Below are 12,993 nucleotides of genomic sequence, written 5' to 3'. Positions count from 1 at the left end.
AAAGAACCCCTCCCTAACCCTCCGGTGCAAGCGAGGAGGGAACCGGATTTTTGTGGGGTTACTTAATTTTGGATTTCAGATTTTCATAATCCAAAATTTAAAATCTAAAATCGCTTCGGTCAACGGGGTTTGAATCCCCGTAAACAAAAGTTTAAGCTGTTTTGACTTGACGGAATTTCCAGAAACAGCCAGAAACCCAATTTGTAATCATGTGGGCAACAATTGGCACTAACAAGTTACCAGTTGACAAGGCACTAAACCCTAACATTAAACCAATAATAGTTGCCCACACTACATAAGGCCATTGTTGGGGTCCACTGAGATGCAAAATACCAAATGCGATACTAGATACAATTACAGCGATGTTATCTAAGCCTAAAGCTGGCAGCATCACACCCCGAAATAACAGTTCTTCACTTAAAGCCGGAAGTAAGCCCAACCAAATCAAATCGGGTAAAGCTAAAGGCTTGATAACTATATCCAGATAATAGTCGGCGCTTTGACGGTAGTTGGGGTAAAAGCGATAAGCTAAACCACTTAAACCTGTGATGATTAACCCTAACCCTAAACCGAAGAGTAAATCTTTTCCTGACCAGTACCATCTTAATAAGTAAAAATTGCCATAGTTTAACCACACCCTGGCGACTAGCCATAACAGGATTGCAGTCACTCCCATAGCTACTAATACTTGGGTACGTGTCAAATAGGGAATTTCTGGTTCTTGATTTTGTTGTTCAACCACGAGTTTTTGGATGATAGGGGACTGGGAAGGGGCAGAGGGGAAACAAACTACATTATAGTAACTGGTTGTAGGGAGGATATTTGAGGACTGAGGGCGGTGGGATTTATGCCGGCTTTGTGGGCGACTAATACACCTACGGCTTCTAAATACGAGTTTACCTGTAAAGCTGTGATTCCTAAAGCTGGGGCGGGAACTTGGATGAGAGTTTTATTTTCTGCCACAGTGATAATTTGGCATCGCCTTTGGTTTAAACTGATCAAGGCACTACTACCACAAGCATTTGCAGGTGCGATCGCACAATCCACTTGATCTGCCCAAATATCATCGGCTAAAGCTGTCATTGACTCTTTATTTATAATAAATTGTGGGGCGCGACTCAAGCCCACAAGGACACATGGTAAAAAAGTATAACCTAATTCTTCCGCAGCCGAACGAGGCGATAAATTCGGTTCTGGGGGGGCGCTGGCTAAGGCGGGAGAATGGGCGCAGGGAATTTTAAAGGTGCGGACGATTAAATGGCTAATTACGGCTTCTGCACCGGCTAAAGGGTCTACCCCTTGACCTTGACGATAATTTTGTACTGCGGCTTCATCTATATCATCGGGGAAACGGGCGACAACTGCGATCGCTTCTGCGCCAGCTTTGTTAATTAATATTTCCGCCGCCCTCAGTAAGCTATCTGGATTGCCAATTGTTCCCCAACTTGCCCCTGATGCTGAAGTGCGTAATTCTACGTTTAAAGGTGCATCAGTAACTACATAATCTGTGAGGGTTAAACCAAGAGTAGCTCTGGCTGCATCGGCTGCTTGTAGGTGTCGCAGTTGTAATTCTGGTTCAATGCCTTGGTCTAAAAGCAACCCTATTTTATTATTGCGAACCGGGCGTAAACCCCAGCATCCAGAGGCAAATTTGTCAAGTCCGTAACCTTCCACATACAGCGTGTTGGGGAGATTCCAGTACAAACTTGCACCATTGAGGACATTGGGGTGAGTGATCAGGCGATCGCACACCTGTGAGATCACCTTAGCTACAGGCAAAGCATCACCAGCATAACCGCCAATTGCTGCCCCCACCCCAGTAGGTATAATTAAAATCGCTGTATAAGGAGGTTGCATACTAAATATTGGCATAAAACTGATGTTTACAGTTTAGCTCCAGTTTGGTTTGAAGTTAGCCTTTGAAAGCGCCAAATAAAGACCACTGCTGCGATCACCACTGCAATCATTTGCCCCAACCATAGACCTACGCCACCTAAATTCCATCTAAATGCCAACCAGTAACCACTGGTTAAACCAATGCACCAATAAGACAGGAAACTGAGCAGCATCGGCACACGAGTATCCTGTAAACCTTGCAACGCACCATAAGCAATTTTTTGTACCCCATCGAACAAATGCGCGATCGCTCCAACCCGCATAATGGAAACAGCAAGGGCTACGATAGATGCGTTCTCTGGTGCAAGAATATCGATATATAGCCCAATAATTTGTCGAGGAAATAGCAAAAGTGCGATCACAATCATGGTTGTCCATGCACTTCCAACAGCAAGACTAATGAAACCAGCTTGTCGGATTCCTGCCATATTTTGCTGTCCAAGCCACTGACCAATTCGAGCGGTTGCCGCAAATGACATTCCCAGTGGCACCATATAGATCAGATTGATCGTTTGAAATACAATTTGGTGTGCAGCTAACCCATCAGTTCCCCAGGTAGCCATCAAATAGCTAACGGCTGTGTACACACCAATTTCTAGAGCAGAAAATACCCCAATTGGCATCCCTAGTTTGAGCAATTGCCAAAGTATCTGAGGCTGGAATTGAGGCAAGCACCAGAAGAATTGGTAAGCTTGAAATTGTTTGTGTCTCAACAGGCAAAGAATCAGTACCCCAAACATTCCCCACCACGTCAAAGTACTGGCTAAAGCTAGCCCTACCAACTCTAATCGGGGCCATCCGAATTTACCAAAGCCCAGGATATAGTTACCTAAAATATTAAATCCTGTTCCTGTAATTACAATTACCAAAATGGGACGAGCTTGAGATAGACCTGAAACCACGCCTCGCAACATGGCGAAGCCCAAAGCAGGAAACAATCCCCACAGCATGATATTAAGATAACCTGTTGCTAACTCCACCGTGGTTGCAGGTTGCCCCAGCCGACTCATTAACATATCGAGATGAGCGATCGCAATCATGATTGGAATTGCCAATAGCAACGATAGCCACAACCCTTGTTGGGTAACTTGTTCAATACGAGTTTTGTTACCTGCTCCGTATGCTTCTGCCACCAATGGGCTGACACCCATCACCACGCCACTTGCCGTCACCAGGAATGAGAAGAAGGTAATCGAGGCTAATGCTCCAGCCGCTAGGGTTTCTCGTCCCAAATGTCCCATCATCACGGTATCGGCAAATCCCGTTGCAATTTGGGCAACTTGAGCGCTGGCTAAGGGAATTGCCAGTTTTAGAAATGCTTTAAGTTCTGTATGAATGTTCAACTGATGAGTATTTGGGGTGATCATGCTCAAGACAATCTCCAGCGTTATAATCTGTAATTCAATCGGCTATCATCACAGATTAGGGAAGCTTAAAGGTCTGAACTATCAAAATCTTCTCAAATTTTCAAAATTCTGCTCTCAGTTCTGCAAAGGGCGATGGGCAGCGCCCCGCTAGAAGCGATCGCACTGATGAAAGTCTCTCATTCCGAAATCAACCAGAATCCAAGATTACCGATTGTTTCCAGTCACAATCTAGGCTGGGAGTCTGTTTTAATTCAAGAGTATCAGCAGCCATCTGGTGGCATGGAGTTTCCAGCAGAAGTCGATCCCGTAATTATTTTGATCCTCACGACTCAACCTCATCGAACTTATGAGAGTGTGGGTAATTACCACCATATCGGCCTGTATCGCCAAGGTGATCTTTGCATTACCCCATCTGGCATCCCCAGCAGCTACTACGCTGAAGATCATCATCACTATCTGTATGTGCAAATTTCCTCATCGTTTCTTCAACAGGTTGCTGAAGAGGATCTCGAACTAAATCCCAACCGAGTAGACGTGATGCCTGCATTTCAGGTTCGCAATCCTCAACTAGAGCAACTTTTACGGTTACTGCAAACCGAATTACACCAGGGTGGTCGGATGGGGCGACTATACCTTGAGTCATTAGCAAATGCCCTGGTAGTAAACTTGCTTCAGGATTACTCTGCTAATCACCCCCATATTACTCATTTCAAGCGGGGATTGGGGGATCACAAATTGCTCCAGATCACACATTATATTCATGAAGCTTTAGATCAGGATCTTAAACTTGCCGATTTGGCTCAGTTAGCTAAAATGAGCCAGTCTCATTTCAGCCGTTTATTTAAACAATCGATGGGATTATCGCCCCACCAATATCTGCTGCAACAGCGAGTTGAACGGGCAAAGCAACTCTTGAAACACACAAACCAGTCTTTAGTGGAAATCGCTCTAGCTTGCGGCTTCGATAGTCATAGCCACTTTACTAGGCAATTTCGACAAATCACAGGAATAACTCCCAAAGCCTACCGCATGAACTAAGCGATAAGCAAGGGCGGCATAGCTCCGCTTACCGCACACCTGTGATATAACTCTAGCTACAGGCAAAGCATCACCAGCATAACCGCAAATCGCCGCCCCCACCCCAGTAGGTATAATTAAAATCGCTGTATAAGGACGTTGCATCAATTCCTAAGACATCTAGTGAAAATAAAATATGCGTTATTTGGAACCCTTGTAGAGACGTTCCATAGAACGTCTCTACATTTTTTGTAGGAGATGTCTCTGGTAAAAATATGATTAATTGTGTCTCTACTCAGCACTTGTAGTCACAACAGCTTCAACAGTAGCTTTTTGCTGTGCTTCATCCACAGAAGTAATCGCCCAACGTAGAGGTTCACCCTGCTTTTGCAACTCAGCCTCAATTGCCTTTTCCAACTCAGTCGGAGTTTCTTGCAAATCAACCTCTGCGGTAATAAAATGAGTAGTCATAGAGGTAAGTCCTTTATATATACAGTTCCTAGAATAACTTAATATAGCAGTTATAAATCATTCCTAACTTGGCGAACTACAGCCCTTGCGGGCATCGCTTCGCGCGGGCGACTTGGCGGTTCGTTCATCTTTCTAATCAGTTACCAGTCATCAAATAACTGATAACTGATAACTATTCACTGATTATTAGCTTTTACCAAACTGCAATTGATAAACTACGTCTTCCTTTTCCGTCTCAATTTTCAAATCAGAACGGGGATAAGAAACACAAAGCAAAGCATAACCTTGTTTTTGCAGTTCGGAACTAACACCCATACAATCAGATTGGTCTACAGTTCCCTCAGTAATTAGACCAGCGCAAGTTGTACAAACGCCTGCATTACAAGAATTGGGAAAACCTAGACCAGCAGCTTCAGCCACTGATAAGATAGTCTCATTTTCAGGAACTTGTAAAGTATAAATTTTACCTTGGTGGTTAATTTCAACGGTGTAAATGTTGGACATATATAAAATCAGGTGATGCAACAGACAAACATATTATTATATCTGAATTAATTAAAGATATTCAAATTCCACAAAAAAAATTTAGGTTAAATCTCGAAAGCTGATAAAATCGCTATTACTTTCAATTGAATACAACACTAATATTTTTTCAGACATCCTCTTACGGATAATTCAAAACTGGTATATAATAAAACTTTGAATTAACCCGAATTTTACACAATATCAAAATTTAATGACTAGGTTTATACATGATAAATTCGCTAAAGACTATCTTGAAGAATTATTAAAAGATTACGGAGAAGTCAAAGCATCAGAAAAAGTCTCAGGAGAGATTAAAGAAATAGATGTTTTATTCACACCTGCTAAACAAAAAAGTGCTAATTTACAAATACTGGGGTTACTAGGAAGACTTGCCGAACATCCTGCAATAATAGAACCATACCGCAATCCAGCTTCTAGCGATGAAATCTGCGACTGTATTCTCAAGTTATTAGAAGTCAAGGCTTTATTGCGACGAGAAGCCAAAGCCAATAAAATCAAGCTTCAGGAATTAGAAATTCCCAAATTGTGGATTCTGACACCTACCATATCTGAACCTAGATTATCTAGCTTTGGAACAGTTCAAAAACAAGGTTGGTTATCGGGAGTACATTTTCTAGCAGATGCTTTGCGGACAGTAATTGTGGCGATACACCAACTACCGCAAACACCGGAAACTTTATGGTTGAGACTTTTGGGTAGGGGAAGCGTACAATCACAAGCAATTATCGAGTTGCAAGCGTTACCATTAGATCATCCATACCAGAAAGCAACCCTGGAATTAGTTTACAACTTGCGCGAAAACTTGAGAGTAAATCAAGAACTAGAAACAGATGATAGGGAGTTAATTATGCGATTAGAACCACTTTATCAAAGAGATAGAGAACAAGCTAAAGAAGAGGGAAGGCAAGAGGGAATACAAGAAGGAAGACAAGAAGGAATACAAGAAGGAAGACAAGAGGGAGAAAAAAACTTAATAATGCGTCTACTAAATCGCCGTATCGGTGAAATTGATGCGTTATTAATCGAGCGAATTGCCGGATTATCGGTTGAACAGTTAGAGAACTTAGGAGAGGCGTTATTAGACTTTTCTAGTGTTGCTGATTTAGAAGCTTGGTTAACACAACACTCAATCTAATTGATTTTGATTGTTCGGGAGTTAATTATGCGATTAGAACCACTTTATCAAAGACATAGAGAAAAAGCTAAAGAAGAGGGAAGGCTAGAGGGAAGACAAGAAGGAAGGCAAGAAGGAAAACAACACTTAATACTGCGTCTACTAAATCGGCGTGTTGGTGAAATTGATGCGTCATTAATTGAACGCATCAGAGGGTTATCGATTGAACAATTAGAGAACTTAGGAGAGGCGTTATTAGATTTTTCTAGTGTTGCTGATTTAGAAACTTGGTTAAACCCACAATCAGAATAAATTATCAGTAGATTAATAAATCCATAACACAAGTCTGATGAGGCTTCCAGAGATAAAAATCAGGTAAACTTTTATAGCCAAGATTTGCCGAAAAATATTTCATAATTAAGGGGAGAACATCCCAATGGAGAACACAAAATGCTAGAACAATACCGTCATCATGTTGCGGAACGCGCCCAACTCGGTATTCCGCCTTTACCATTGGATGCGAAGCAAACCTCAGAACTGTGCGAATTGCTGCAAAATCCACCAGAGGGTGAAGAAGATACATTATTACATTTATTGTGCGATCGCGTACCCCCCGGTGTAGATGAAGCAGCTTATGTGAAAGCAGGATTTCTCACCGCCATTGCTAAAAGCGAAATCACCAGCCCCCTCGTTTCTCCCATCGCCGCAGTAGAATTACTGGGAACGATGGTAGGCGGTTACAACGTGCAATCTCTCATTGATTTGCTGCAAGTTTCCAGTGGGGAATCAAAAGACGGAGAAGCACCTTTAGTCATGAAGGGTGAAGGTAGAGAACCCATCGCCGCTTACGCCGCAGCCGCCCTGAGTAAAATCCTTTTGGTGTATGATGCCTTTCATGATGTCTTAGAATTAGCCAAAAGTAATCCTTTCGCCAAGCGAGTGGTTGACTCTTGGGCAAATGCTGAATGGTTTACTATTCGCCCCACAGTACCAGAAGCCATTACTGTCACCGTGTTTAAAGTTCCTGGGGAAACCAACACCGATGATTTATCCCCAGCTACCCACGCCACCACCCGCCCGGATATTCCCTTACACGCCTTAGCCATGCTAGAGTCACGGCAACCGGGAAGTTTAGAAACCATTGCCGAGTTAAAGCAAAAAGGACATCCACTAGCTTACGTCGGCGATGTTGTCGGTACTGGTTCCTCGCGCAAGTCTGCCATTAACTCAGTATTGTGGCATTTAGGAAATGATATCCCTTATGTACCAAACAAACGCGCTGGGGGTTATATTTTAGGTAGTGCGATCGCGCCAATTTTCTTTAACACTGCCGAAGATGCCGGTGCTTTGCCCATTCAATGCGATGTCAGCAACTTAGAAACCGGTATGGTAATTACCATCCATCCCTACAAAGGCGAAATTACCAACGAAGTCGGCGAAGTCATTTCCACCTTCACCCTCAAACCCGAAACCATCTTTGATGAAGTCCGCGCCGGTGGACGCATTCCCCTATTAATTGGACGTACCCTCACCGACAAAACCCGCGAAGCATTGGGTTTAGAAGCCAGCAATATATTTATTCGTCCTCAACAACCCAACGATACAGGCAAAGGTTACACCCTCGCCCAGAAAATGGTCGGTAAAGCTTGCGGCTTACCGGGTGTTCGTCCAGGGACATCATGCGAACCTCTAATGACCACCGTTGGTTCTCAGGATACCACAGGCCCCATGACCCGCGACGAATTAAAAGAACTCGCCTGTCTCGGCTTTAGTGCAGACTTAGTAATGCAGAGTTTCTGTCACACTGCGGCTTATCCCAAACCAGTAGACATTAAAACTCACCAAGAATTACCAGATTTCTTTGCCCAACGCGCAGGTGTCGCCTTACGTCCCGGCGATGGTATCATTCACTCTTGGTTAAACCGGATGCTGTTACCCGACACCGTGGGAACAGGTGGCGACTCCCACACCCGCTTCCCCTTGGGTATATCCTTCCCAGCAGGTTCTGGGTTAGTAGCCTTTGCTGGTGCATTGGGTGTCATGCCCTTAGATATGCCAGAATCAGTATTAGTCCGCTTCAAAGGTGAATTGCAACCCGGTATCACTTTACGAGATATAGTGAATGCCATTCCCTACGTCGCCATTCAAAAAGGTTTGCTAACAGTAGAGAAGAAAAACAAGAAAAATATCTACTCAGGGCGAATTCTGGAATTGGAAGGTTTACCAGATTTGAAAGTAGAACAAGCCTTTGAACTCACCGACGCTTCCGCCGAACGTTCTTGTGCAGGTTGTACAATTAAGCTGAGTATTGAGACAGTTTCTGAATATCTGCGTTCCAATGTCACTCTGTTAAAGAACATGGTAGCTAGGGGTTACACAGATGCGCGTACCATTATGCGTCGTGTCGCCAAAATGGAAGAATGGTTAGCCAACCCCACCTTAATGGAAGCTGATGCAGATGCGGAGTATGCAGAAATCATTGAAATTGATTTAAACGAAATCACAGAACCAATTGTCGCTGCACCCAATGACCCCGATAACGTCAAATTATTATCAGAGGTTGCTAATGACCCAGTACAAGAAGTATTTGTAGGTTCTTGTATGACAAATATCGGTCATTATCGAGCCACTGGTAAAGTATTAGAAGGTGCTGGTGCAGTACAAGCCCGATTGTGGATTTGCCCGCCAACACGCATGGATGAATATCAATTAAAACAAGAAGGTGTATATAACATCTTTGAAGCTGCGAATGCGCGTACAGAAATGCCTGGATGTAGCTTATGTATGGGTAATCAGGCGCGAGTTGAAGATGGTACAACTGTGTTTTCCACCTCAACCCGTAACTTCAACAATCGCATGGGTAAAGATGCGCGAGTTTACCTTGGTTCAGCAGAATTAGCCGCCGTTTGTGCCTTGCTGGGACGCATTCCCACAGTGCAGGAATACTTAGATATTGTAGCAGAAAAGATTCATCCTTTTGCTGGCGATTTGTATCGGTATTTAAACTTTGATCAAATCACTGGTTTTGAGGATGAAGGTAGGGTAATTAGTCAGGAGGAACAGGCAGCTTTAGTATAATTTAGGAAATTAGGTGGGTCTGGATAGACTCACCTGAAATAAACTTAAATAGGTGAAAATATGTGCAGTACCAAATAGAATTTAAACCCAAATCAATTAAAGATTTACAGAAAATTCCTGTAAATGACAGAGAACGCATTATCAATAAAGTAGAAGCAATGCAAGATAATTTACAGGGAGACGTAAAGCGCTTAACAAATTTTACCCCCGAATATCGTTTAAGAGTAGGTGATTATCGAGTCTTGTTTGAATTAGCAGAACAGACTATCATTATATATAGGGTCAAGCACCGCAGTAAAGCTTATGAATAAAAGGAAGTAAAAAAATGATTGAATTACATCCTGAATTTTTAACAAAAAATGGTGAAAAACAATTTGCGATTTTACCTTATGAGGAGTTTTTGAAGATTCAAGAATTGTTGGAAGATTTGGAAGATTTACGAGACTTAAGAGATGCTAAGGAAGAAGAACAAGATAGTGTTACAGTAAGTTTAGCCGATGTAAAAAAGATGTTATTATTTTGATGGTTGTCAATTATTAATAGGTGAACAAAATCATGTTAAAAACTTTTAACGCTATTTTGAAAAACAATTCTATTCAATGGGTTGATGAAACTCCAGAAATAGAATTAGATAGTTCAATAAAGGTGCATATTACTTTATTAGAAGAAACAGCAACAGCTAAAATCAAATCTAATGGTCAAAAAATGGCAGAAGCGTTAAGGAAAATCTCAAAAAAGAATATTTTCGCCGAAATTGATCCGCAGAAATGGCAACAATAAATTCGTCAAGCTCGCGCTCTTCCAAATCGTGATTAAATAATGTTACTTGATAGCAATAAAGTTTAATCAATCCTAAAGTGTTATTTTGGGAATAGTGTCAGAGTTAAGAGTTGGTAGTACGATTCCTTGGTAAATTAGTATAATTATATTAACTAGCTTCAATAGCTACTTTGTCTATATTACTAGGGTAAACAATGCCAGCAAAGGATTTCTACCATGATGCAGTCAAAAATGCTTTAATTAAAGATGGTTGGACAATTACTTTTGATCCATATCCTATTAAATATGAAGAAGTTAAATTACTTGCGGATTTAGCTGGTGAAAAAACAATTTCTGCAACAAGAGAAGGACAAAAAATAGTTATTGAAATTAAAAGTTTTCTCAGTCGTTCTCCCATGCGGGAATTTGAAACAGCATTAGGACAATATCTAATTTATCAAACATTTCTTTCTCTGACTCATCCTGACTATAAAGTTTATTTAGCAATTGGTGAAAAGATTTATGAGAAGTTTTTTGAACAAATAGCAATTGAATTAATTCTGCAAAAATATCAAGTTTCACTGTTGGTTATTGATATTAACAAAGAGGAGATTATCAAATGGACAAGCTAAATCATTATCAAAATATAATCAAAAAAATCCTCACTGAATATGAAATAATTTCAGCACAAGTACCTGATCCTGATATAGATGAGTTGTTAATGTTTGATGATCAAAGAAGTCAATATCTTTGGTTTAATATTGGTTGGAAAAATAATAAACGAGTGAAGGCAATTTCTGTTTATGTTCGCATTAAAAATGAGAAGATTTACATCGAGGATGATTGGACTGAGGAAGGAATTGCAACTGAGTTATTAAGGGAAGGTGTACCAAAAGAGGATATTGTTTTAGCTTTTCATGATCCTGAAACTCGTAAGTTAACGGAGTTTGCTGTGGCTTAACTCAAATAAAAATTAGAATTAAACTGGAGGTAAAATAAAATGCTGAAACTACACCCAATAAAAGTTATTGATTTTGAACCCGTAATTGTTGCTAAAGATAAAAATGAACATCCTGTATTAATGATTGATCTTAGATTTTCTCCTCTTTATTCAGCAACAGATTTAAAACTTGAGAAAATGGAAGAATATCAAAATGTTCCTTTTTTGATGTTTGTTAACTCCCAAATCATTAAAATATTCAAAACAGCAGATTTTAAAGAAGTTGCTACTTTGCCAACTCAAGAAGTTTTATTATATTATAATCCCGAAATTGCTGATAAAATGCTATTTCAATCTTCTTTAATTACGTTAATTCAAGCTTGGTTGAGAGATTTAGCTTATCACTGGAAAAGTCAAGAACCTCCTTTTGTTAAGGAAATTAAAGAAATTGATTTATTTGATTATTTAATTGATGGAAGCACTCAACAATTAGAAGACTGATAAATATGATTGTTTATTTAGAAACTAATTCAATCATAGCAGTTGCTAAAGGTAGAAATAAAAGCCTCGAAGATTTATTGTATCATCCACCTAATCAAATTACTTTTGTTATTCCCAGTATTTGTTTGATGGAAGCTTTAGTAGCAATAGAAAGAGAAGAAAAACGGAGTCAGTTATTTTACCAAACTATTGAAATCGAAATTAATGAAGCTAAACGTAATATAGAATTAAATAATTCTCAATCTTTTGCGAACTATTTAGAACAATCTTTGATTGATTATGAACAAATATTGAGTAATTTTAGAAGACGGTTTTTTGATGTTCTTGAACAATTAAAAAAATATGGTCTATTGATTCATCCAAATATCGAAATGTTACAAACTACTTTAACCAATCCTTTTTTAAATAAGACAAAAGAAAGACGAGATGATTTTATTTTACAAGTTATTTTAGATGATGCTGAAAATAGACCTCAAATTTCTAAAGCTTTTTTTAGTGAAAATACCAAGGAGTTTGGGAAAGCTAATATTCAGCAAGTTTTAACTGATGTGGGAATTATGTATTTTAGTAAGGTTTCTAATTTGGAAGGATGGTTAAAGAAGTGATATTTATAAATTTCCTATTTATATAGGTGAATTACATGAATTTTTGTTATTTGAAGGAAAGACCTGAATAATTCACATATTAAAAACCACAATCTATAAAGTAAGAAAATATTCCAGTATAGATTTTTGTATAATATATGTCCATTTGTTTAGCTTTCTCTAGTCGTTTAGCTTTCTCTAGTCGTTTAGCTTCCTCTATTTGTTTAGATTTTTGAGAATTTCCATCAAACCATGATAACCATGATTTTTTAGAGGTTGATGTGACAGGAGGTAATTTTAGGGTAGGTGAGGTTACAGGAGGCAGTTTTATAGGTAAGCCTACTTCACCATATACAGGAAAAGATCCATTTACCCTGTTGTAATCAAAATAATCACAATTAACAATAGATTGATCATTCTGCCATTGACATTTACTTTGAGTTTGTCCTTGATTATCTTTATAATTTACATATCTACCCCAATTTACATCCTGGGCAAACCTAATATAATTTCTTCCACAAGCCTCCCAAATACGTCTTTGAATACTGACGGGGTGACAAAAACCTTGGAATTACATACGCAGCAAGGGTTTTGAAGGTTTGCGCCTTGAAAAAGTAAACATCATTTTCTGGCTTTATTGATTCTATTGTCAATAACTAAACCCCACAAGTCTAATTTTTATGTTGGAATAGGTTCCCCATTTGTTTTAATCTTTTCAAG

The 12,993-nt window shown here is 39.8% G+C and carries 15 protein-coding genes and 2 pseudogenes; 11 read left to right on the top strand and 6 right to left on the bottom strand.

The genetic code is table 11. The features are described from left to right. Positions 1–151: 151 nt before the first annotated feature. The 3 genes from ACM0OW_RS17480 to ACM0OW_RS17470 are packed head-to-tail and all read right to left on the bottom strand — an operon-like array spanning position 152 to position 3,263. Positions 152–742 (bottom strand): CPBP family intramembrane glutamic endopeptidase, encoded by a 591-nt coding sequence (locus tag ACM0OW_RS17480; RefSeq protein ID WP_414551424.1) that lies wholly within the window; start codon positions 740–742, stop codon positions 152–154. A gap of 47 nt (positions 743–789) precedes the next feature. Continuing rightward, the gene (locus tag ACM0OW_RS17475; RefSeq protein ID WP_414551476.1) at positions 790–1,857 is read right to left on the bottom strand and encodes a DUF3326 domain-containing protein; all 1,068 of its coding nucleotides are present in this window, start codon (positions 1,855–1,857) and stop codon (positions 790–792) included. Positions 1,858–1,883: 26 nt separating this feature from the next. Continuing rightward, positions 1,884–3,263 (bottom strand): MATE family efflux transporter, encoded by a 1,380-nt coding sequence (locus tag ACM0OW_RS17470; protein ID WP_414551475.1) that lies wholly within the window; start codon positions 3,261–3,263, stop codon positions 1,884–1,886. 132 nt (positions 3,264–3,395) lie between these two features. On the opposite strand from ACM0OW_RS17470, the gene ACM0OW_RS17465 reads away from it, so the two are divergent. Continuing rightward, positions 3,396–4,301, top strand: coding sequence for an AraC family transcriptional regulator (locus tag ACM0OW_RS17465; protein ID WP_414551423.1), 906 nt, complete (start codon positions 3,396–3,398; stop codon positions 4,299–4,301). Positions 4,302–4,328: 27 nt separating this feature from the next. Here the strand turns inward: ACM0OW_RS17465 and ACM0OW_RS17460 are convergent. From ACM0OW_RS17460 to ACM0OW_RS17450, 3 genes and pseudogenes are all read right to left on the bottom strand, one after another. Continuing rightward, positions 4,329–4,445, bottom strand: a pseudogene (locus ACM0OW_RS17460) (DUF3326 domain-containing protein); the annotation flags it as partial. Positions 4,446–4,571: 126 nt separating this feature from the next. Next, positions 4,572–4,751, bottom strand: coding sequence for a hypothetical protein (locus ACM0OW_RS17455; RefSeq protein ID WP_414551422.1), 180 nt, complete (start codon positions 4,749–4,751; stop codon positions 4,572–4,574). A 186-nt stretch (positions 4,752–4,937) separates the two neighbouring features. Then, positions 4,938–5,255 carry a 2Fe-2S iron-sulfur cluster-binding protein gene (locus tag ACM0OW_RS17450; protein ID WP_414551421.1) on the bottom strand — a complete coding sequence of 106 codons (318 nt, stop codon included), beginning with the start codon at positions 5,253–5,255 and terminating at the stop codon, positions 4,938–4,940. 232 nt (positions 5,256–5,487) lie between these two features. On the opposite strand from ACM0OW_RS17450, the gene ACM0OW_RS17445 reads away from it, so the two are divergent. From ACM0OW_RS17445 to ACM0OW_RS17400, 10 genes and pseudogenes are all read left to right on the top strand, one after another. Further along, a complete protein-coding gene (locus ACM0OW_RS17445; protein ID WP_414551420.1) occupies positions 5,488–6,432 on the top strand; it encodes a DUF4351 domain-containing protein in 945 nt (314 codons plus the stop codon). A gap of 15 nt (positions 6,433–6,447) precedes the next feature. Continuing rightward, positions 6,448–6,723 (top strand): annotated as a pseudogene (locus tag ACM0OW_RS17440) (DUF4351 domain-containing protein); the annotation flags it as partial. A 138-nt stretch (positions 6,724–6,861) separates the two neighbouring features. Continuing rightward, positions 6,862–9,489, top strand: coding sequence for a bifunctional aconitate hydratase 2/2-methylisocitrate dehydratase (acnB, locus tag ACM0OW_RS17435; protein ID WP_414551419.1), 2,628 nt, complete (start codon positions 6,862–6,864; stop codon positions 9,487–9,489). A 62-nt stretch (positions 9,490–9,551) separates the two neighbouring features. After that, positions 9,552–9,800, top strand: a complete 249-nt coding sequence (locus tag ACM0OW_RS17430; RefSeq protein WP_414551418.1) for a type II toxin-antitoxin system RelE family toxin — start codon at positions 9,552–9,554, stop codon at positions 9,798–9,800. A 14-nt stretch (positions 9,801–9,814) separates the two neighbouring features. Then, positions 9,815–10,012, top strand: a complete 198-nt coding sequence (locus ACM0OW_RS17425) for a type II toxin-antitoxin system Phd/YefM family antitoxin (protein ID WP_414551417.1) — start codon at positions 9,815–9,817, stop codon at positions 10,010–10,012. A 32-nt stretch (positions 10,013–10,044) separates the two neighbouring features. After that, on the top strand, positions 10,045–10,269 hold the full coding sequence (locus ACM0OW_RS17420) for a hypothetical protein (protein WP_414551416.1): 225 nt from the start codon (positions 10,045–10,047) through the stop codon (positions 10,267–10,269). A gap of 194 nt (positions 10,270–10,463) precedes the next feature. Beyond that, the gene (locus ACM0OW_RS17415; RefSeq protein WP_414551415.1) at positions 10,464–10,880 is read left to right on the top strand and encodes a XisH family protein; all 417 of its coding nucleotides are present in this window, start codon (positions 10,464–10,466) and stop codon (positions 10,878–10,880) included. Continuing rightward, positions 10,868–11,209, top strand: coding sequence for a XisI protein (locus tag ACM0OW_RS17410; RefSeq protein ID WP_414551414.1), 342 nt, complete (start codon positions 10,868–10,870; stop codon positions 11,207–11,209). The genes ACM0OW_RS17415 and ACM0OW_RS17410 overlap by 13 nt, the downstream gene beginning before the upstream one ends. A 39-nt stretch (positions 11,210–11,248) precedes the next feature. Beyond that, positions 11,249–11,689: a hypothetical protein gene (locus ACM0OW_RS17405; protein WP_414551413.1), complete on the top strand. Its 441-nt coding sequence runs from the start codon at positions 11,249–11,251 to the stop codon at positions 11,687–11,689. A gap of 5 nt (positions 11,690–11,694) precedes the next feature. Continuing rightward, the gene (locus ACM0OW_RS17400; protein WP_414551412.1) at positions 11,695–12,294 is read left to right on the top strand and encodes a PIN domain-containing protein; all 600 of its coding nucleotides are present in this window, start codon (positions 11,695–11,697) and stop codon (positions 12,292–12,294) included. Positions 12,295–12,993 lie beyond the last annotated feature (699 nt).

It is taken from the genome of Anabaena sp. CCY 0017 (genome assembly GCF_963920885.1).
Classification (GTDB): domain Bacteria; phylum Cyanobacteriota; class Cyanobacteriia; order Cyanobacteriales; family Nostocaceae; genus Nodularia.
Note: the sequence above shows the minus strand (reverse complement) of the source record. Positions and strands in the feature narration are given on the sequence as shown.

Bases quoted from the DNA above. Each gene is read 5' to 3' on its own strand.
- ACM0OW_RS17445 (WP_414551420.1), top strand. From the start codon at position 5,488: ATGACTAGGTTTATACATGATAAATTCGCTAAAGACTATCTTGAAGAA.
- ACM0OW_RS17465 (WP_414551423.1), top strand. From the start codon at position 3,396: ATGGGCAGCGCCCCGCTAGAAGCGATCGCACTGATGAAAGTCTCTCAT.
- ACM0OW_RS17420 (WP_414551416.1), top strand. From the start codon at position 10,045: ATGTTAAAAACTTTTAACGCTATTTTGAAAAACAATTCTATTCAATGG.
- ACM0OW_RS17455 (WP_414551422.1), bottom strand. From the start codon at position 4,751: ATGACTACTCATTTTATTACCGCAGAGGTTGATTTGCAAGAAACTCCG.
- acnB (WP_414551419.1), top strand. From the start codon at position 6,862: ATGCTAGAACAATACCGTCATCATGTTGCGGAACGCGCCCAACTCGGT.
- ACM0OW_RS17405 (WP_414551413.1), top strand. From the start codon at position 11,249: ATGCTGAAACTACACCCAATAAAAGTTATTGATTTTGAACCCGTAATT.
- ACM0OW_RS17475 (WP_414551476.1), bottom strand. From the start codon at position 1,857: ATGCAACCTCCTTATACAGCGATTTTAATTATACCTACTGGGGTGGGG.
- ACM0OW_RS17450 (WP_414551421.1), bottom strand. From the start codon at position 5,255: ATGTCCAACATTTACACCGTTGAAATTAACCACCAAGGTAAAATTTAT.
- ACM0OW_RS17400 (WP_414551412.1), top strand. From the start codon at position 11,695: ATGATTGTTTATTTAGAAACTAATTCAATCATAGCAGTTGCTAAAGGT.
- ACM0OW_RS17470 (WP_414551475.1), bottom strand. From the start codon at position 3,263: ATGATCACCCCAAATACTCATCAGTTGAACATTCATACAGAACTTAAA.
- ACM0OW_RS17425 (WP_414551417.1), top strand. From the start codon at position 9,815: ATGATTGAATTACATCCTGAATTTTTAACAAAAAATGGTGAAAAACAA.
- ACM0OW_RS17415 (WP_414551415.1), top strand. From the start codon at position 10,464: ATGCCAGCAAAGGATTTCTACCATGATGCAGTCAAAAATGCTTTAATT.
- ACM0OW_RS17410 (WP_414551414.1), top strand. From the start codon at position 10,868: ATGGACAAGCTAAATCATTATCAAAATATAATCAAAAAAATCCTCACT.